Origin of the sequence: Sphingomonas adhaesiva, from assembly GCF_036946125.1 — a bacterium.
Lineage (GTDB): Bacteria > Pseudomonadota > Alphaproteobacteria > Sphingomonadales > Sphingomonadaceae > Sphingomonas > Sphingomonas adhaesiva_A.
In genome coordinates this window covers 2,026,876-2,047,290 of the sequence record NZ_JAQIJT010000002.1, presented here as the reverse complement: position 1 = coordinate 2,047,290, position 20,415 = coordinate 2,026,876, and the positions used below count along the sequence as shown (strand labels likewise).

Genomic DNA, 20,415 nt, shown 5'->3' with positions numbered 1-20,415 from the left:
GGAGAGGGCAGCACGCATCAATAGGTCACGATCGCATTGGCGAGGATCGAATGGTAGCGCCGGCTGCCGTTCGATTGCGCGAAGAGGTCGCGGAAGCCCCGCCCCGCCTGCAACACCGCGGCGGACAGGCGGAAGACGAGGTTCTGCGTGAAATGCGGGCGCCAGATCGCGGCGGTCGACAGGTCCCAGCCGATCTCACGCGGGATCGATCCCTCGACGCGCAATGCCTGCAACGTCGCGGTGTTGGCGAACGACAGGTGATTGACGTTCGCCGACAACCGCCACTGCGGGGTCAGGTCCGCATCCGCGCCGACGCCGAACAGGACGGTGCCGGGGTTGTTGAAGTTCGACTGACCCTGATCCTTCGACGAGCGCAGCGACGCGAGCACGCCGTTGCGCCCGTTGACCCCGATCGCGCGCCCGCCGCCCGCGAACGGGATCGACTGGCGGATCCAGTAGCTGGTGTCGGCCCCGGCGAAGATCGGGTTCTCGACGATCGCGTCATAGCCGCCCTCGACATCGTCGTAGGGGTTGCCGTCGCCGCTGGCGTAGAGTGCGGCGCCGCGCACGCGGAGCCAGTCGAAGTCGATCGACGGCTCCACCGCGGCGAAGAAGGCGCGGATGCGCGCGGGGCGGCTGGTGAAGAAGCTGTTGCGGTCCTGCCCCAGCGCCACATAGCCCGACGCGGTCAGGTTCAGCCGCCCGATATGCCCGTCGCCGTTATAGCCGGCATAGACCACGTCGTAATTGCGCCCGCGAAGATCTCCGAGCAGCGCCGGGCGCACCGGGAAGCCGTTGGTATCGATCTGGATGTTCCGGCGCTCGCGATTGGCGTTGTAGGCGAGCGTCACCTGGCTGGTGAAACCGGGCACGGGCAGGTCCTGCCGATACACGTTCGCCAGGAACACGACGTCCTTGCGCGGCGTGCGCGTGAGGTCGTTCAGCCCGGAATTGGTGTCCTTTTCCAGCCGGCCGAAGATCGCGAGATTATACTGGAAGCGGTTGTTGTCGCGGTTGCCGAACAGCCGCACGCCCGGCTGGTTGTCGTTGAACAGGAAGCCGCGGAAATCGGCCTGGAACCCCTGGATGCCGATGCGCACCGAGTCGAAGTCGTAGCGGTCCGACACGTTGCGCAGGTGATAGTCGACGAACGCTTCCTGCACGCCGACGAAGGCATCGTGGCGATGGGGCGGCCGCGACGGCTGCACCGACAGGATGCGCCGCTCCGGGATGGCCGCGTAATTGTAGTTCACCGCCAGCGTGACGCGATACTCGATCTCGGGCGGCTTGAACGCGGTCAGCCCCTTGATGAGCGCGGCGGACGCGGTGAACGTCTGCGAGAAGACGATGCTGGAGGTCTTGCCGAACACGTCCAGGCTGTCCGGGCGGCTCGTCGTCTGCACGCCGACGGGGGTGGGGAAGGAGCGCGGCTCGACCACGGTATCGCTGATCCCGCTCAGCACCAGGAACCAGTCGTGTCCGGTGATCGGCAACGGTCCCACCTTCGCGGGATCGAGCGGGATGTCGCCCTTCAGCAAATTCTGGTGATAGGGATCGCGCTTCGACCGGCATACCGCGTGGACCGCGGTATAGAGCGGATCGGGACACAAGGCGTGGACCAGGCGCCAGCGGTCGGGGACCGCGAACTCATGCTCGGGAAAGGCATTGGGCGAGGGCGGGGCGACCGCGCCGGGGTTCACCTGCGTCACGCGTTCGGGCAGCGCGGCGGGGGCTGCGCCGGGGCGGCGGCGGCCGGGCAGCAGCGCATCGTCGAGCGGATCGGGCGGGGGCGGGGCGTCGACCGCCTGCGGCTCGAGCAGCGCGGCATCGCCGGCGGGGGCGGGCTCCAGCTGCGCCTGCGGGCCGGGCGAGGGGACGTCGGGGCGGGCGGGCAGCGGTGCGCCGGTGCGGACGGTATCCGCGACCGGATCGCCGGTCGGGGGAGCATGGGTTGGCGTCTGGGCGTGCGCGGGCAGCGCCGCGACCGTCAGCAGCAGCGCCAGCCTATTTGCCCGAACAGGCATTCTGGTCGCTCGTATCGAGGAAGGGCGCGAACGGGCAGCCGACCCAGCGCAGCCGCACGTCGTTGCCGCCGACGCGGATGACGACACGGTCGGAGCGCATCGCCGGGGCGGCATTGCCGAACGCCTTCGTCACCATGCCGCCGTCGTTGGCCCCCAGGAACGCGATCATGTCGTCCTGGTCGATGCCGTCCCCCGACACGCCGATCGCGCCGACCAGCGTGTCGCCGCGGTAGATGGGCACGCCGCCGGGGAAGATCTGCAACCCGTTGGCGAGCCGCGCGCGCCCGCTGCCGGTGGCGGGCAGGGTCGTACAGCCGACCGGGGTGTCCGCGCCCCCGCTCGCGACATAGCCGATATGCGCGGCCAGATTGCCGATCACCAATGCCGACTGAAGCCCGGTCGAAAACGGGTTGAAGTCCGCGATGTCGCGCGACAGCGGCCCCTGCGGGCGCCCCACCTCGCCATCCGGGAAATACGGTCGTGCCAGATTGCCGAGTGCGCGCGCGGAAAAGGCGGTGCGCCCGGTCAGTGCCGCCGGATCGGACAGGAAGCTGCGGAACGCGGCGGCATAGGCCGGACCCTCGCCGCCCGCCGCGGTCAGCTGCGCACCGGCGTCGGCGGCGGAGAAGAAGGCCGCGCTGCGCGCCTTCTGCAAGGCGACGTCGGTACCGAAGATCGGCGCATCGGGCGCGCGCACCAGCCCCAGCGGGGTGCCGCGCGTGTCGACGACGGTGATCGACACCTGCGCGCGGCTGTCGAGCGGACGGCGGATCTGCGCGCGTGCGCGCGTCATGATCGCGAACGCCGCCTCCAGCGCGGCGCGCACCTCCGCGGCGGTCAGCGGCTGGCGGACCTCGGCCCCGACGCTGCCGCCGGTGATCGGGTAGCGATTGTTGCCCGCGCCGTCGCTCAGCACGAACGCATCGGCATTGGAGAAGTCGGCGGCCGTGGCCGCGCGCAGCCCCGACGCCTCGCTACCGTACGCGGTGCCGGCCAGGATCGCCGGCGCCCCGCCTTCGCCGAAATAGCCGCGTACCGCAAGCAGCGCGCCCGGAACCGTCGACAGCCCGGGGGCGGCGGACGGCACGCTGCGCAACGTGCGCGTATCGGCGAAGCGCAAGGTGGTGCCGTCGACGCTGATCCGGTCGGCGGCGATCGTCTCCGGCGCGGTAAAGCCGGTGCTGCCCGCGACCGCTATCCCCTCTTCGGCGTCATCCTCGACATCGCGGATGTCGGCGTCGAAGCCGTAGACGCCGTCCGCCATCACGCCGATGCCGCCGACCAGCACGCCGTTCTTGTACAGCGGCATGCCGCCCGGATCGGCGGCCAGCCCCAGGGGCGAGCGCTTCGGGCCGATCATCGCGCCCGCGCCGCCCGCGACGGCATAGCGCGCCGACAGATCGGAGCAGGGCAGCTGGCTGAACTGCACCCCGAACAACGGCCCGCTTTCCAGCCCCGCCGTGGAGGGGGCGGGCGGGAAATGCTCCTGCACGATCTGCGACGCGGTGCGCGTGGAGAAGGCATTGCCCCCGCTCGACAGATAGGCGCCGGTCAGCGCCTTGGCGATGGCCCCCAGCTCGGCCGGGAAGCTCACGCCCTGCACGTCGTGCGGGGTGCCGCGCGGGACGGGGGCGGTGGCGGTCGGGCGCGCGCCGTCCATCCGGAACACCGCCAGCACGTTGCCGACGCGGTCGCTGACCGCGATCACCGCGGGCAGCGAGCGGGCCTTCGCCTCCGCCGCGGCCTGAGCGACGATCCGCCCGACATCGGCGGTGGTCAGCGCTTCCTGCGCCGGCGCCGAATAGGCGCGGCCCGATGTCGGCGATGTCGGTGCGGGCGTCGGCTGCGCGCTCGTCGCCGGGGCACCGCCGCCGCCACCGCCGCAGGACGCGAGCAGCAGCGCAGCGATGGCCAGCGCGCCGGCCGCCTGCCTCATCCCAGCCTCCGGATCGCCGCGCCCGCCCGCGCGATGGCGGCACGGAATTCGAGCGGACGATAGGCGTTGGGATCGCGCGTCGCGGCATAGGCGCGGTTGACCTCGGCCCTGATCCCCGCCGCTGCATCGGCCGAGACGGTGCCGTCATGGACCAGTGCGCTCAGCAGCGTATCGACCGCCATCACCGCCTGCACGCTCGCCTCGTAATCGGTGTAGCGCGCCGCCGCACCGTTCGCGACCGCGCCGACGATCGCCAGCGTCTCGCTCGCGCCGAAGGCGTGCGCGGCGAAGGCGGCGGAGAGCGCGTCCGCGCTGCCCCACAGCGTGCGCGCGGCGGCCAGCGCCTGCGGGCGACCCTGTGTCAGCGCGGCGTGGAACGCGCGGCTGTCGCGGTCGAAGCGGGCGCCCGCCGCCGGTGCCACCACCTGCGCCGCGGCGGAGAGCATGATCATGTTCTCGTCCTGGAACGGCGGCGTGCCCGGCGGGACCGGACGTCCGGGATTGGCCACCGCGGCGGGGCGATATCCGGCATCGTCGGAAATGCGGCGATGGCAGCTGTGGCAGTCGAAGAAGTAGAATTCGGGAAACGCACCCGCGGTGCCGCGCGGCCCCGAGAAGGTCGCCAGCGCGCGCGTCAGCGCCGCGGCCTGTCCCACCGCCCAGGTGCGCACCGCGGAGGGTCGCCGCTTGCGCCGGGCGTAATCCGCATCCTCGTTCCAATGCTGCTGGATGGTGGAGAACAGGTCGAGCTCGAACGAGATGCGCGGATGCCCCGCCGCCATGATGCGGTGGTCGACGAACTGGCCCGGCCGGTCGCTGCCGAAATGGCAGTCGAGACACCGCGACGCGCGCGTGCGCGGGTCGTCGAGTGCGATCATTCCGCGGCGGACGTTGTCGGCATGGGTGCCGCCGACCGCGGCATGGCTGGCGATCCAGCCGGCGGCGCCGCCGTGGCACGCCTCGCACCCGACGCCGTCCGCCAGCCGGACGCCGGGGCTCGTGCCGGCCATCGGATCGGCATGGCAGCCGATGCACGACGCGCTGCTGCCCGGATCGCCGATGCCCAGCCTGGCCGCGATGGCGCGCCCGCGCGGCGCGTTCAGCACTGTCCACGCGCGACTGTGCGCGCCCGCGGGCGAGGCGGGGTCCTGCCACCGCATCAGTTCGTCCTGGCGCACCACCGCGCCGGTCGCTTCCTGACGGCCGTGACAGGTCGATCCGGCGCACGATCCGACGCCCAGGTGCCGCGTATCCTCTGGCGACGCAGCCCCGGCGGCGACGGCGGGTCCGGCGACCGCACGCTGATGGAACGCGCCCAGCACCAGCGTCACCGCCAGCGCGATCGTCGTCACCCACAATGCGATGCGGCCGAATCCGACCATGCCCCCCACGCCCTATCGCCCCGCCTTCGCTTAACATCGGTTCGGGCGGAGGCAAGCGGAACGCGCCGCCTCGCCCGTACCGATCATGCCAAGGTGGGTCGGCAGCGCGCCCGGATCAGCTCATCGCACCAGTCGCGCGGTCTGGAGCGCGGTGGAGAACAGGTTGCGCAGCGCCGCCCCGATATTGTCGTCGGCGGTCACGACCTGCACCAGCGGCGATCCGCTCGTGCCGGGCGAGGCGCAGCGTTGCAGCGCGGTCAGGACCTGGTCGGAACTGCCCGGATTGCCCCTGGGGTACGATGGCGGCGGCGGCGGCAGGAACGGAGCGACGTTGCTCTGCGACCAGCCGTCGCCGACGAGCGATTCGGGCAGGTACTGCGTGTACAGGATCGCGATCTTGATCCCCTTGGCCTTGATCGCGGTGCACTGGGTCTGCTCGTTGCTACGCATCGGGCCGAAGTAGCGGCCGCCGCCATTCGGCTGATCCAGCATGCCGTCGGTGATGATGAACAGGATCTTCTGCGGCGTGTCCCTGGGCGCACCCGTCCCCGCCGTGGGAATCTTGTCCTTCATCACGCCGAGCATGTTGATGACGTCGGTCGCCCTGTCGTCGTTGTTGGTCGAACTGGTCGGCTGCCCGTTCTTCCACCAGTAATCGTCTGCCGGAAAGAGCGAGGCTGCCGAGAAACCGCTGCCGTATTGGGATACGTTGGTGAGGTCGTTCAGCTGATTCACCGACGACGTGTTGCCGGGTTTGATCCAGTCGAACGAAAACATCTGCGCGCGGTAGGTGACGTTGTACTGCGATGCCTGATTGCTGGCGAACGGGATCAGCTGCGTCGCGGCGGCGACCATGTCGTCCTTGCGCAGCGCGATGCTGGACGCGTTGTTGAACAGCCGGCCGTAATTGTGCGTCAGCCAATAGCCATCGGCCCAATAGCCGTTGAACGTGGAGGTGCTTTGCGTCCCTTTCGTGTCGCCCGTGTCGGACGTCGTGCCGCAATTCCGCCGCCGGGGAACCGACTTCACCGACGTGTAGGGCGTCACCGTCTTCGTGACGACCGCGGCGGGTCCGGAACGATTTTCGGTAACCGAATAGGTCGTGACGCTCCACGTCGTCGTGGTCGTGTTGTAGTTGCAACCGTTGCTCGTCGTCTGCACGGTGTTGCTTTGCTTGGCCGTCGACGACGCCATCGGGTTCCCGGAGGCATCGTACAGCAGGTTGTTCGGCTTGTCCCAGCGGTAGAAGTCGCCGCCCGATACCGGCAGCAGGATATGGCGATACTGCGGGTCCATCACATAGATGCCGTCGTCCTTCGCGATCATGGCATGACACGCGAAGGCGCACTGTTTTCCCAGGTTGGCGTCGGGGGTGCTCTCGACCATCGCCGTGGCCGCCAGGATCTTGCTGATCCCGTCCGACGTCGCCGGCAGCAGCATCGACGGCGAATTGTCCATCGCCAGATAGAAATCGACGTTGGGCGGCTGCGCCGCGCTGGCGCTGGACGTGCCGGTCACGGTCATCGTGCGCGCGCCCAGGATGCCGCCGAACGCGTTGACCGACTGGACCGTGTAGGAAACGGTCGCCTTGCGCAGATAGCCCAGCGCGCCGTTGCCGCCCGAATTGTCCGGAGCGACGGTGACCCTGGGTTCCAGTCCCTGAAAGCCGTCGACCAGCGCGGCCTGCGCGCGGAAGATCGCCTCCGCCGCCTTCGCGGATGCCCCCTCGTCCTGCAGGATCATCGACGGCGACACCGCGGCCAGCGCGGCGGCGTCGGCGGCGGCGTTCAGGTGCGTCTGCAGGCTCATCGCGCGCGAATAATCGACGCCGAACCCGACCGCGAAGGTGAGCGGCACCATCGCGAAGGCGGTGAGCAGCATCGCGCCGCCGCGTCGGTCGGACGCCAGCCGGCGGGCGGTCGTGCCCAGCAGCGAGCGCGTGGCGAGCAAACGGGAGGTCGTCGTCATCGGTCGGGCACCTAGAAGAGGCGGGGGGTCATGAAGAGGGTGTGGGTCATGCGCGTCGTCGCGATGGGGACGAAGCTGACCGAGGGGGTGAAGTCGTATCGGACCGTGCCCATGTAGAGCCAGCCGCCGGCGGTCCCGACCTGGGTCTTCGTGCTGGTCCCCGGCGCCAGATTGCCGCACACGTTCGACCCGTCGGGGGATACCGGGATCATGCCCGTACTTATCATGTTCGCCGGGACCGGGATCACGTTGGCGGCCGACTGCGTCTCGCTTTTCGGCAGCGTGCCGGCGGTCACGCTCGAGGCGACCGGGGTCGTCGTGCTGCCATCGGCGTTCTGCGTCTGCGCCTGCGTCCACAGGACATAGGCGTGGGTCGCGTCGCACACGCGCACCAGCGACACCTCCTGCGACGCCTTGTCGAGCTTGTATGGCGACAGGACGACCGCGCTGGCGCTCAGATAGGATCGGCCGTTGATGCTGCCCGGATCGTTATAGACGATCGAGGGCGACAGCGAACGGCTGGTGAGGTCGACCAGCGACCGCGTCGCGATCGTCACCTTGCGGCTGGCGGCCAGCATGTCCGACACGCAGCATCCGCCGGTGTACAGCAGGATCAGGACCGGCAGGCACAGCGCGAACTCGACCAGCGCCGTGCCGCGCGCGTCGGTGGCGGCCCGCCTCAGCACGACGCCTGCGCTGCGTTGCATGAGAAATCCTCCGTCGTGAACACCGACGTGGCGACCAGCTTGCGGTTGGAATTGGGCTGATTGGCCAGGTTGACGCCCAGCGGCCCCTTGCCCGTGGGCCACAGGTAGATGAGTTGCAGGACGACGATCTTGCCCTTGCCGCTGCCGCCGGACTGGGGGCTGTAGCCGGTCCCGGTCGAGGTCACGTTGCCGTTGCTGTCATAGATGAAGTTCGGCGCCGCCAGCCCGCCGGTGGTATAGGCATTGGCGGTGGTGACGTTGACGGTCAGCCGCGAGCAGGTGAGCATCGGCGGCATCAGCGAGGCCACGCGGACCGCCTGGCCATTGGCGGCGGTGCCGGCATAGCCGTTGCAGATCGCATCCTTGAAATCGGCGGCGTTCATGCCGACGCGGCCGTTGGCCAGCGTCGTCGTCTGCGCCGCGCCGGTCAGCAACAGGCGTCCGGCGCTCTGCGCGGTCGTCTCCAGCATCTGCTGCGCCAGATAGATCAGCATCGTGTACAGGATCGCGAGCAGCAGCGCGATCAGCGCCGGGCCGACCAGCGCGAATTCGAGCGCAGCCGTGCCACCCCGATCCTCCGACAGTTTCCTGCCGAACCGGCGAGCGACATTTCCTGCGGATACGATCCGGCGCAGATACGACAAGCAAGGCCTCCTTGAGCCTGCCATCGCGCATCGGCGTTCACATTTCGTAAACGGCCGGCGGCGTGCCGCGGGGTCGCCGCTGGTGGATCGGTGCGTCGATCGAACCAACATCCGTGCGAAACCAACGACTTTCTACCAAGTCGGGCCGCTGGACGAGCGTGATTTTGGCAAGACACGCCCGGCGATGCCGCGTTAGCCTCCGCAAGAGAAAGGGAGGCCGGCATGACGGGCGGGGAGGGGCGGCCTACAGCACCTGCGTGCTGCGGCGCATGACGGTCTTCAGCACGAAACTGGAATTGATCCGCGCCAGCATCGGGATGCGCGACAATGCCATGATCGTGGCCTGGTAATGCGTCAGGTCGCTGACCACCACGCGCAGCACGTAATCGTCCTGCCCGGTCACCTGATAGCAGTCGGTGATCTCGCCCACGTCGCCGATCGCCTGCTCGAACAGCGTCAGCGCTTCCTCCGACTGGCGCTCCAGCGTCACCGTCACCAGCGCCTCCAGCGCGCCGCCCAGCCGCGCCTCGTCCAGCCGCGCGCCATAGCCCAGGATATAGCCCTCGCTCTCCAGCCAGCGCACGCGCCGCAGCGTCGGGGTCAGCGACAGCCCGATTTCGTCGGCCAGATCGCGCCACGTCATCCGCCCCTGCGTCGTCAGGATCCGCAGGATGCGCGTATCGAAGGAATCGAGCTTGGCCTTCATGGTCGCACTTTCCGGCTGAGGCTGGGGATCGGACGTGCGTCATACGCACGACGGGGCCGCTGCTGCAACGTGCTCAACATGCTGCGTGAAAAGGGGAAATGATGATGACGCGCCAGACGATCGCCCTCCTGCTGGCGGGCACGCTGCTCGCCGGGCAGGGGCTCGCCCCCGCCGCATGGGCCGCCCCCGCCGTAAAGTCGCGCGCCCCTGCCGAAGCTGCGCGGAAGGCGGAGGCGAGCCGGTTCGCGGGGATGCAATATCGCCTGATCGGGCCGTTCCGCGGCGGGCGCGTCAGCGCGGTGGCGGGCGTCGTGCAGAAGCCGGACACCTATTACATGGGCGCGTCGGGCGGGGGCGTGTGGCGCACCGACGACGGCGGCAACAGCTGGAAGCCGCTGTGGGACAAGCTGCCCGAGGCGTCGCCGTCGATCGGCGCGATGGCGGTCGCGCCGTCCGATCCGAAGACGATCTACGTCGGCACGGGCGAGGCCAATATCCGCGGCAACGTCATCACCGGCAACGGCGTCTACAAGTCGACCGACGAGGGCAAGACCTGGACCTTCGCCGGGCTGCGCGACACGATGGCGATCGGGCGGATGGTCGTGCACCCGACCGATCCGGACACCGTCTTCGTCGCGGCGCTCGGCCATCCCTTCGGCGACAATGCGGAACGCGGCGTGTTCCGCACGCGCGACGGCGGCAAGACGTGGCAGCGCGTGCTCTTCGTCGACGACAGGACCGGCGCGATCGACGTGCAGATGGAGCCGGGCAACCCCAACGTACTGTGGGCCGGCATGTGGCAGGCGCACCGCAAGCCGTGGATCATGGAGAGCGGCGGCCCCGGCAGCGGCCTGTACCGCTCCACCGACGGCGGCGAGACGTGGCAGAAGCAGACCGGCCGCGGCCTGCCCGAGGGGCTGCTGGGCCGCATCGGCGTCGCGCCGACGCCGGACCCCAAGCGGGTCTACGCGCTGATCGAGGCGAAGGAGGGTGGGCTGTTCCGCACCGACGACGGCGGCGCGTCGTGGCAGCGCATCAGCGACCGCGGCGATTTCCGCCAGCGCGCCTGGTATTACATGCATGTGATCGCGGACCCGAAGGACGCGGACAAGGTCTATGTCCTGAACACCGGCGCCTACAAGTCGACCGACGCGGGCAAGACGTTCAAGACCATGCCGACCTTCCACGGCGACAATCACGCTTTGTGGATCAACCCGACCGACACCGACCGTATGGTGGAGGGCAACGACGGCGCCGCTAACGTCTCGGTCAACGGCGGCGCGTCGTGGACGACGGGCGCCAACCAGGCGACGGCGCAATTCTACCACATCTCGGTCGACCGGCAGGTGCCGTACCGCATCTACGGCGCGCAGCAGGACAATACGACGGTCTCGATCGCCAGCGGCAACACGCGCGGGCCGATCGGGCAGGAGAGCTTCTGGGCGGTCGGCGGGGGCGAGAGCGGCTACGTCGTCGCCGATCCGAAGAACCCCGACGTCGTGATCGCCAACAGCTACGGCAACCAGGTCACGCGCTACGACCACAAGACCGGGCAATTGTACGCGATCGGCCCGTTCCCGCACGAGGCGATGGGCTGGGCGGCGAAGGATCTGGAGCATCGTCCGCAATGGACCGAGCCGCTCCTCTATTCGCCGCACGACCCGAACGTCCTGTACAACGCCACCGAAGTGCTGTGGAAGACGACCGACGAGGGCAAGAGCTGGAAGCAGATATCGCCCGACCTGACGCGCAACGACAAGTCGAAGCAGGTGGCGTCGGGTGGGCCGCTGACCAAGGACAATACCGGGGTCGAATATTACAACACGATCTTCTCGGTCAACGAATCGCCGGTGCAGAAGGACCTGCTGTGGGTCGGCACCGACGACGGGCTGATCCATCTGACCCGCGACGGTGGCGGCAGCTGGCAGAATGTGACGCCCAGGGCGATGCCGGAATGGGCGACCGTCAACATGGTCGAGCCCGACCCGCGCAAGCCCGGCACGATGTACGTCGCGGCGGACCGCCACCGGCTCGACGACTTCGCGCCCTACGGCTTTCGCACCGACGATTTCGGGGAGACGTGGACGTCGATCACCGCCGGACTGCCGGCGGACGCCTATCTGCACGTCATCCGCGCCGATCCGGCGCGCCCCGGGCTGCTGTATGCCGGGACCGAGAACGGGGTCTTCGTCTCCTTCGACAGCGGGGCGAGGTGGGAGCCGTTCCAGATGGCGCTGCCGCGCAGCCCGGTCCACGATCTCGCGGTCGCGGGGGCGGGCGATCTGGCGGTGGCGACGCACGGGCGCTCCTTCTGGGTGCTCGACGATCTGAGCGCGGTGCGGCAATGGTCGCCCGAGATCGCACGCAAGCCGTTCCACCTGTTCGCCCCGCGCGACACGATGCGCATCCTGTACGAAGGGCGCGGCACGTCGATGGGCGGGCCGACGGCGGCCAATCCGCCGCAGGGTGTCATCCTTTATTACTATCTGAAGGATGGCGAGGCCGAGACGAAGGCGGAGCCCGTCGCCGCGAAGGGCATCGACCCCGCGCCGCAACAGGCACCGTCCGCCGCCAAGGCGATCGTCACCCCCGCGGTCGCGCGCAAGAAGCCCGACGACCGCCTGAAGCTGGAGATCGTCGACGCGTCGGGTCGCGTCATCCGCACCTATCCCTCGCCGCACCAGGCGGTGCCCGACGAGGGGGAAGATGAGGAAGGCGCGCGCAGCCGCAAGCCCGCCGGGCTGACGCGCCACGCCGGTGTCAACCGCTTCGTCTGGGACTTCCGCGAGGAGGCCGCGGTCGCGGTGCCCAAGGCGTCGGTGTGGCATGCGATGCGCGGCGGCCCGACCGTCGTGCCCGGCACCTATACCGCGCGGCTGACCGTCGACGGGAAGACGCAGTCGCAGACGATCCGCGTGCTGCCCAACCCCAACCTGTCGGTCACGCAGGCCGAGTTGCAGCAGCAATATGACCTGGTCGCGGCGATCAATCGCGAGCTGGCGCTGGTCAACACCGCGGTGCTGGAGCTGCGCGCGCTCCATCGCCAGCTGGGCGAGGCGCGCACCGCCTCGCGCGATCCGCAGGTCACCGCCGCCGCCGATGCGGTCGAGGCGAAGGCGGTCGCGGTCGAGGACGTGCTGATCCAGGTGAAGAACGTCGCCTCGCAGGATCCGCTCAACTATCCGATCCGGCTCAACAACATGCTCGCGTCGCTGGCGACCACCGTCGCACAGGGCGACACCGCCCCCGCGCAGCAGCATCGCGAGGAATTCGCCAAGCTGAAGGCGGTCGCCGACACGCAGCTGGGCGCGTGGAGCCGCATCAAGCAGGAGGATGTCGCCGCGCTCAACGACGTGCTGCGCCGCCAGAAGCTCGCCCCCGTCACGCTCGCGGCGGAGGCGCAGCTGGCGGCGGATCGCGCCGCGCAGCTGGCCTCCGCGGTGCCGGAATATGAGGCGGTCGGTGCGGAGACGAACTGAGCGCGTGGCGGCGGGCGTGCTGGCGCTCGCCGTCGTGCTGGCGGCGTCGGGGGCGGCGGCGGACGCCCCCTCCGATGCCCCCGCCGACCCCACCAGCGACATCGTGGTCCAGGGACAGGCCGGCCGGCTGACCACCCCGTTCGAGACGCGCCACGCGCTCGACGCGCGCGCGATCGATGCGATCGCGGCGAACAGCGTCGACGAGATCGTGCGCCGGCTGCCCTCGCTCGCCGTGCCGGTCAATTCGCGTGGCGAGGCGATCGCGGTGCTGCGCGGCGCGGCGGAGCGGCAGGTCGCGGTGTTCTACGATGGCGCGGCGATCAACGTGCCGTGGGACAATCGCCTCGACCTCAGCTTGCTACCCGCCGCGCTGGTGGGCAGCGCGCGCGTCGCGGTCGCGCCGCTCGCCCCGCTGTACGGCGTCAACGCGCTGGGGGCGGTCAGCTTCTCGCCGCGCGAGCCCGACGGCACCGTCGCGCGCGGGCTGATCGGATCGGGGCGGCTGCGCGAGGTGCAGGCGATCGCGCCGCTGGTGTCGGGCGACACGTCGCTGGTCGTCGGCGGCGGCGCGTCCGCGCGGCGCGGCGAGCCGCTGTCGCATGCGGAGCGCCTGCCATACTCCCAGCCCGCGGAGGGGCTGCGTACCAACACCGACCGCGATCTGGCGAGCGTCTTCGCGCGTCTCGCGACCGAGCGCGCCGGCCGGACGCTGTCGCTCACCGCCTTCCACGTCGATGCGGGCAAGGGCATCGCGCCGGAGGGCGATCGCGCCAGCGGCGCACGCTTCTGGCGCTATCCCACCGTCCGGCACACGCTCATATCCGCCAATGCCGGGCTGGCGCTGACGCCGGATACCTCGCTGATGCTGGTCGGCTGGCACCAGCGCTTCGACCAGGTGATCGACAGCTATACGACCGCATCCTACGACCGCCGCGACGCGCAGGAGGCGAACCGCGACCGGACATGGGGCGCACGCGCCCTGCTGAGCCAGGCCGCGGGCGAGGCGGTGCGCCTGACCGTGTCGGGCAATGTGCTCGATTCCGTCCACGACCAGCGCGACATCGCCTTCACCGGCGGCGCCGCACCGGCGATCCTGCCGGGCTATCTGCGCTATCGCCAGCGCAACTGGGCGCTCGGCGGCGATGCCGCGGTGATGCTGACGCCGCGGCTGACCGCGGAGGCCGGGGGCGGCTACGACCGCGTCGACTATCTCGTTACCGGCGATAAGCCCGCGATCCCCGCCGTCGGCGGCTGGACGGGACGCGCCGCGCTGGCGTGGGAAATGCCGTCCGGCTGGCGGCTGCGCGCGGCGCTCGGGCGCAAGATCCGCGCCGCGACGATGCGCGAACTGTTCGGGCAGGCGCTCAACCGCTTCCTGCTCAACCCCGATCTGCAGCCGGAGCGTATCGTGAGCGCGGAGATGGCCGCGGAATGGCGCGGGCGCGATGCCGAGGTGTTCGTGGTCGCCTTCGGACAGGATCTGGACGGCACGATCGACCAGCGCAACGTCGGTCGCCTGCGCCAGCGCATCAACCTGACGGGCTCGACCGTGAAAGGGGTCGAGGCGGGCGGCGCGTGGCGCCCCGCGCCGGGATGGTCGCTGGGCGGCAACGCGACCTTCAGCAGGGTGCGGCGCAAGGGCGCGGCGCCGGGCACGCTCAACCGGCTCGCCGAACGCCCGTCGGTCCTCTCGCGCGGCTATGGCGGTTATACCGCGGACGGCGGCTTCAACGCGCTGGCGGAGGTGCTCTACACCGGGCGCGCCTATTCGGCCGACGCGAACGGCGTATTGGTGGCGCTGCCGCGCTCGACCGCGGTCAATTTGCGCGTGGGACAGCGCGTCGCGGTGGCCGGGCGAGCGATCGAGCTGTTCGCCCGCGCCGACAATATCGGTGACGCCCTGGTGCTGCCGCAGCTCGGGCTGCCCGCCCCCGGACGCACGCTGAGAATCGGGCTCGCGGTAGGCAATTTCTGACGTGCGCCGGCGATTGGATCGTTCGCGCCAAAATCACCGTCCTGCGCGGCGAAAATAGACCAATCTCATCGTGAAATCTGAATGAAATTGGTGTTGCGATTTCGTGACGGAGGGTTTCTCATCATGCCACCGAACGGGTGCAGGTGGGCGTAACGATCGCCAAACGCAGGAAAAAAATTGCGATGGCGGGTGAGGGAACTTCCCGGGGCTGCGTCCCCGTGGGCAAGGGGGCACATCAAATGAGTCATCGTCTTTCGTCACTGGTCCGTCGTTCGGGCATGCTGCTGGGCGCATCGCTGCTCGCGGCGACCACCGCGCTCCACGCGCAGACCGTGCCGGCGCCGCCGATCGGCACGCAGGAGGGCGGCACCGGCAGCACGCCCACGACCGAGGCGCCGCCGACCACCGACGGCAGCGCCACGCCGCAGTCCGAGGTGACGCAGCAGGGCGACATCGTCGTCACCGCGCTGAAGCGCTCGACCAGCATCCAGCAGACGCCGATCTCGATCTCGGCGGTGACCGCGGATTCGCTGGTGCGTCAGAATATCACCGATTCCAACGCGCTGGGTCGCGTCGCGCCCAGCCTGGTCGTCAACGAAGGCGCCAACGGCGGCAGCCGCGTCATCATCCGCAACCTGTACGCCACCGGCGAGCCGCTGGTCGGCCTCTATTACGACGAGGTTCCGCTGAGCGGTACCGGCGGCGTGTCCAACGACGCCGGCGCGACGCTGCCCGGCCTGCGCCTGTTCGACGTGGAGCGCGCCGAGGTGCTGCGCGGTCCGCAGGGGACGCTGTACGGCGCCAGCTCGATGGGCGGCACGATCCGCGTGATCTTCGCCAAGCCCAAGCTCGACCGCTACGAAGGGGCGATCGACGGCCAGACCAGCAGCATCGACGGCAGCGGCGGCGCGTTCGGCTATCAGATGAACGGCATGGTCAACCTGCCGATCGTCGACGGTGCCGCGGCCGCGCGCGTCGTCGGCTTCTACGAAAAGCAGCCCGGCTTCATCGACAACAGCCTGCTGGGCGTGAGGAACATCAACGATGCCGAGAGCTTCGGCGGTCGTGCGACGGTACGCATCAAGCCGCTCGACACCATCACGCTCGACCTGCTCGGCGTCTATCAGAAGCGGACCGGCGCGCGCAGCGACTGGAACTACACCAACTATCAGCTGACCGGGCGCCGCTACGATCAGCAGGTGCTGATCCGCCAGCCGCAGACCGACGAGCTGGCGCTGTTCGGCGCGACGCTCAACTGGGACTTCGGCTTCGCCACGCTGACCGCGACCGGGTCCTATTCGAAGCGGAACCTGGAATACAGCTTCGACTATACGCCGTTCTTCGCGCGCTATCAGACCACCAACGATACGCGTGGCCTGACCCCGACCTACACCGGGGCGGGGACCGCGATCCCGGGCTTCGCGCGCTTCCAGGAGGATTGCGTCGCGGGCTACATCCAGCGCGCGACCTGCGACGGCGCGGGCTATCAGGCGCTGGTCAACAGCTATGGCAACCAGTCGACCTACCAGCCGCAGAGCAACGAAACCACGACCGAGGAAGTGCGGCTGGCGGACGATGCCAATGCGCTGAAATGGACGGTGGGCGTCTATCACAGCTATCGCAAGAACCTGACCCGCTCGATCCTGGAGCGTGCCGATCCGGTGACCGGGTTCCAGAATTATCCCAACGGCTTCGCCAATGGCACCGCGCTGATCGTGGGGGTCAATTCCACCGGCCTCGACCGCACGATCGACGACCGGCTGGAGCAGTTCGCGGGCTTCGCCGAGCTGACCTGGGACATCACCGACCGGCTGAGCGCCACGGGCGGCGCGCGCTACTTCAAATACAAGAAGCGTACCACCGCCGAGGTCGTCGTGCCCAGCTATATCGCGGGCAACCGGCGGCAGGCACCGCAGACCGCGCGCGGGGACGAGACGGGATCGCTGCTGAAGTTCGGCGTCGACTATACCGTCAACCGCGACGTGATGTTCTACGCCACCGCGGCGCAGGGCTATCGCCCGGGCGGCGTCAACCAGGCACTGGGCCTGCCCAGCTATGCCACCACGTACGAATCGGACTCGGTCTGGAGCTACGAGGCGGGCGTGAAGACCAGCTGGCTGGACCGCAAGCTGATCGTCAATCTGGACGCGTTCCGCATGGACTGGGACGGGATGCAGATCTCCGCCAGCTTCAACAACGCCTTCGGCTTCATCACCAACAGCTCCAGCGCGGCGCGCATCCAGGGTATCGAGCTGGATACGTCGGTCTATCCGGTCGATCGCCTGTCGTTCCGCCTGTCGGGCAGCTATATCGATGCCAAGCTGCGCGGCGATCAGGGCCTGCCCGCGGGGATCACGCAATGCCCGGTCCCGTTCGTGCCCGGCACGACCGGGTGCGCCACGCTGGCCGCCGGACGCAAGGGCGATACGATCCCCTATTCGCCCAAGTGGACGATCCAGGGCTCGGCCGACTACAGCGTGCCGCTGCCGAACGATCTGGAGGCGATCTACCACGCCGACCTCGCCTATCGCAGCAAGTCGCTGACGACCTACGACCTGCCGCGCTTCGCGGCGGCCTATCCCAACGGTCCGGCGGGCACGCCGGGCGGCGCGGCGCTCTACACGCTGCCGGGGTTCGCCACCGTGGGGCTGCGCATGGGCCTGGAGAAGGACGGGGGCCGCTGGGGCGTCTATCTGTTCGCCAACAACGTGTTCAACACGCTGGGGCTGACCGCGCTGACCAACGGTCAGGCGAGCGCGACCCAATTGTCGCAGCGCTATAACGGGCAGTTGATCCGGCCGAACTTCGTCCAGACCGCCCCGCCGCGCGTCATCGGGATCCAGGCCACCGCCCGGTTCCGCTGATCCTCCCAACGAAGGACACGATCATGCACGCACGTTTCGCGCACGCCTGCGCGGCGGTCGCCCTGGCATCGGCGGGATTGCTCCCCGCCGGCACCGCGGCGGCGAAGGATGTGGTCATCCACGCCGGCACGCTCATCGACGGCCAGACCGCGACCCCGCGGCGCCAGGTGTCGATCCTGATCCATGACGACCGCATCGCCGGGGTCAGCGACGGCTTCGTCACCCCGGCCGGCGCGCAGGTGATCGACCTGTCGACGAAGACGGTATTGCCCGGCTTCATCGACACGCACGACCACATCTCCGCCACCGGCAGCCGCAAGCCGATCAACCGCTTCGTCCTGACCGAGGGGGATTCGACGATCGCCGCGGCGGTCAATGCGCGCAAGGCGATCGAGACCGGCTTCACCACGATCCGCGACCTGGGGTCGAGCGAGATCACCGCGCCCGCGATCATCCGCGCGATCGAGGCGGGGCAGATGGTCGGCCCGCGCTACTGGACCGCGCTCCAGGCGCTGGGGCCGACCGGCGGGCACAGCGACCGCCAGAACGGCCTGTCGCCTGCGGTGACGATCGACGGACGCGCGGAGGCGATCGCCGACGGGCCGGAGGAGATGCAGATGCGCGTGCGCGAGCATCGCCGCAACGGCGCCACCGTCATCAAGATCATGCCCTCCGGCGGGGTCGGCTCGATCGGCGACGATCCCCATCACATGGTGATGTCCGACGCCGAGATGGTCGCCGCGGTCGAGGCGGCGCACGAACTGGGGCTGAAGGTCGCCGCGCATGCGCATGGCAAGAAGGCGATCGATCATGCCGTCATGGCGGGCGTCGATTCGATCGAGCACGGCACCTATGCCGATGCCGAGAGCTATCGCCTGATGAAGCAGCACGGCACCTATCTGGTGCCCACGCTGCTGGTCGCCGACGCGATCTACCAGAATGCGATCAAGTCGCCCGAGACGCTGCCGCCGACCGTCGCCGAGAAGGCGATCGCGGTGACGCCGACGATGATCGGCAACGCGGGCCGCGCCTATAAGGCCGGAGTCAGGATCGCACTGGGCACCGATCAGTCGGCGAGTTCGGGTCGCAACAAGGCGGAGGAATATGCGCTGCTGGTGAAGGCCGGCTTCACCCCGGCGGATGCGATCCTGGCGGGCAGCCGTGCCGCCGCCGACCTGCTGGGCAGCAAGGACATCGGTGCGATCCAGGCGGGCCGCTATGCCGATATCGTCGCGGTGGACGGCGATCCGCTGGCCGACATCACCACGCTGCAACGCGTGAACTTCGTGATGAAGGGCGGCGAGGTGTTCAAGACCGGCGGGAGGATGGTGAAGTGAGACTGACCCGTGTCGCAGCGGCGCTGCTTGCTGCCTCCACCGCATTGTCCGCCGCGCCCGCGTGGGCGAAGGACGTCGTCATCCACGCCGGCACGCTGATCGACGGTGCGTCCGCCACCCCGCGCCGCCAGGTGTCGATCATCGTCAAGGACGAGCGCATCGTCGCGGTCCAGCCGGGCTTCGTCACGCCCGCGGGGGCGGAGGTCATCGACCTGTCGGGCAAGACCGTGCTGCCGGGCTTCATCGACACCCACGACCATATCTCGATGGGGCCGGACTGGAGCGTCATCAACCGCTTCACCCGCAACCAGGCGGACGGCGTCGTCACCGCGATGCGCAATGCGGTGCGCGATATCGAGATGGGCTTCACCACGGTGCGCGACTGCGGCTCCGGCGCGATCGAGGCGCCCGCGCTCAACCGAGCCATCGCCGCCCGGCAGCTGGTGGGGCCGCGCATCTGGTCCGCGATGCAGCCGCTGTCCGCGACCGGGGGCCATTCCGATCCCGCCAACGGCATGCAGCCCGAGATCCATTTCGAGGGTCGCGAGAATTCGATCGTCGACGGGCCCGAGGATGCGCAGCGCAAGGTGCGCGCGCACCGGCGCGATGGCGCCGCGCTCATCAAGATCATGCCCTCGGGCGGGGTGGGCTCGATCGGCGACGATCCCAACCATATGACGATGACCGACGAGGAGATGCGCGCCGTCACCTCCACCGCGCACGAGCTCGGCATGAAGGTCGCCGCGCACGTGCACGGGAACAAGGCGATCAACCATGCGGTCGAGGCGGGTGTGGATTCGGTCGACCACGGCACCTATGCCGACGCCACCAGCTATGCGCTGATGAAGAAGCACGGCACCTTCCTGGTGCCGACGCTGCTGGTCGCGGACTGGATCTACCAGACCGCGGTCAAGACACCGCAGGCGCTGCCCCCCACCGTCGCGGAGAAGGCGATCGCGGTCACCCCGACGATGATCGGCAACGCCGGCCGCGCGTACAAGGCGGGGGTGAAGATCGCGCTCGGCACCGACTTCACCGGGCTGGGCGACCGCAACAAGGCGGAGGAGTTCGCGCTGCTGGTGAAGGCGGGGCTGACGCCGATGGACGCGATCTTCGCGGGCACCCGCAACGCCGCCGAGCTGATCGGCGCGCCGCAGGACATCGGCTCGGTCCAGGCGGGCCGCTATGCCGATATCGTCGCGGTCGACGGCGATCCGCTGGCCGACATCACGGTCCTGCAACGCGTCGCGTTCGTGATGAAGGGCGGCGACGTGCTGAAGCGCGACGGCGCGATGCAGCCGATCGCGGAGTGACCCTGTTCCCCGGCGAAGGCCGGGGCCCAGTTGGGAAAGCGTTACGATAGACAACGAGCCGTGCGTGACGGGACCCCGGC

General features: G+C 69.3%; 12 protein-coding genes. 5 read left to right on the top strand and 7 right to left on the bottom strand.

Going from position 1 to position 20,415, the window contains the following annotated elements; all coding sequences use genetic code 11:
* Window positions 1-17: 17 nt before the first annotated feature.
* The 7 genes from PGN23_RS16020 to PGN23_RS15990 form a co-directional block, all read right to left on the bottom strand.
* Window positions 18-2,024 carry a hypothetical protein gene (locus PGN23_RS16020; RefSeq protein ID WP_335304033.1) on the bottom strand — a complete coding sequence of 669 codons (2,007 nt, stop codon included), beginning with the start codon at window positions 2,022-2,024 and terminating at the stop codon, window positions 18-20.
* Entirely contained in the window at window positions 2,005-3,960 is a 1,956-nt protein-coding gene (locus tag PGN23_RS16015) for a heme-binding protein (RefSeq protein ID WP_335304032.1), read from the bottom strand. The genes PGN23_RS16020 and PGN23_RS16015 overlap by 20 nt, the downstream gene beginning before the upstream one ends.
* Entirely contained in the window at window positions 3,957-5,342 is a 1,386-nt protein-coding gene (locus PGN23_RS16010) for a multiheme c-type cytochrome (RefSeq protein ID WP_335304030.1), read from the bottom strand. The genes PGN23_RS16015 and PGN23_RS16010 overlap by 4 nt, the downstream gene beginning before the upstream one ends.
* A gap of 120 nt (window positions 5,343-5,462) precedes the next feature.
* Window positions 5,463-7,310: a TadE/TadG family type IV pilus assembly protein gene (locus PGN23_RS16005; RefSeq protein ID WP_335304029.1), complete on the bottom strand. Its 1,848-nt coding sequence runs from the start codon at window positions 7,308-7,310 to the stop codon at window positions 5,463-5,465.
* An 11-nt stretch (window positions 7,311-7,321) separates the two neighbouring features.
* Window positions 7,322-8,017 carry a TadE/TadG family type IV pilus assembly protein gene (locus PGN23_RS16000; protein ID WP_335304028.1) on the bottom strand — a complete coding sequence of 232 codons (696 nt, stop codon included), beginning with the start codon at window positions 8,015-8,017 and terminating at the stop codon, window positions 7,322-7,324.
* Window positions 7,990-8,661 carry a TadE/TadG family type IV pilus assembly protein gene (locus tag PGN23_RS15995; RefSeq protein ID WP_335304027.1) on the bottom strand — a complete coding sequence of 224 codons (672 nt, stop codon included), beginning with the start codon at window positions 8,659-8,661 and terminating at the stop codon, window positions 7,990-7,992. Before PGN23_RS15995 ends, PGN23_RS16000 begins: the two co-directional genes overlap by 28 nt.
* 244 nt (window positions 8,662-8,905) lie before the next feature.
* Window positions 8,906-9,367 (bottom strand): Lrp/AsnC family transcriptional regulator, encoded by a 462-nt coding sequence (locus PGN23_RS15990; RefSeq protein ID WP_335304026.1) that lies wholly within the window; start codon window positions 9,365-9,367, stop codon window positions 8,906-8,908.
* Window positions 9,368-9,465: 98 nt separating this feature from the next.
* Between PGN23_RS15990 and PGN23_RS15985 the strand changes: the two genes are divergently transcribed.
* From PGN23_RS15985 to PGN23_RS15965, 5 genes are all read left to right on the top strand, one after another.
* Window positions 9,466-12,846, top strand: coding sequence for a WD40/YVTN/BNR-like repeat-containing protein (locus tag PGN23_RS15985; RefSeq protein WP_335304025.1), 3,381 nt, complete (start codon window positions 9,466-9,468; stop codon window positions 12,844-12,846).
* The gene (locus PGN23_RS15980; protein WP_335304024.1) at window positions 12,830-14,821 is read left to right on the top strand and encodes a TonB-dependent receptor; all 1,992 of its coding nucleotides are present in this window, start codon (window positions 12,830-12,832) and stop codon (window positions 14,819-14,821) included. The genes PGN23_RS15985 and PGN23_RS15980 overlap by 17 nt, the downstream gene beginning before the upstream one ends.
* A 239-nt stretch (window positions 14,822-15,060) precedes the next feature.
* On the top strand, window positions 15,061-17,685 hold the full coding sequence (locus PGN23_RS15975; protein ID WP_335304023.1) for a TonB-dependent receptor: 2,625 nt from the start codon (window positions 15,061-15,063) through the stop codon (window positions 17,683-17,685).
* Window positions 17,686-17,708: 23 nt separating this feature from the next.
* Window positions 17,709-19,022 carry an amidohydrolase family protein gene (locus PGN23_RS15970; RefSeq protein WP_335304021.1) on the top strand — a complete coding sequence of 438 codons (1,314 nt, stop codon included), beginning with the start codon at window positions 17,709-17,711 and terminating at the stop codon, window positions 19,020-19,022.
* Window positions 19,019-20,335: an amidohydrolase family protein gene (locus PGN23_RS15965; protein ID WP_335304020.1), complete on the top strand. Its 1,317-nt coding sequence runs from the start codon at window positions 19,019-19,021 to the stop codon at window positions 20,333-20,335. The genes PGN23_RS15970 and PGN23_RS15965 overlap by 4 nt, the downstream gene beginning before the upstream one ends.
* Window positions 20,336-20,415 lie beyond the last annotated feature (80 nt).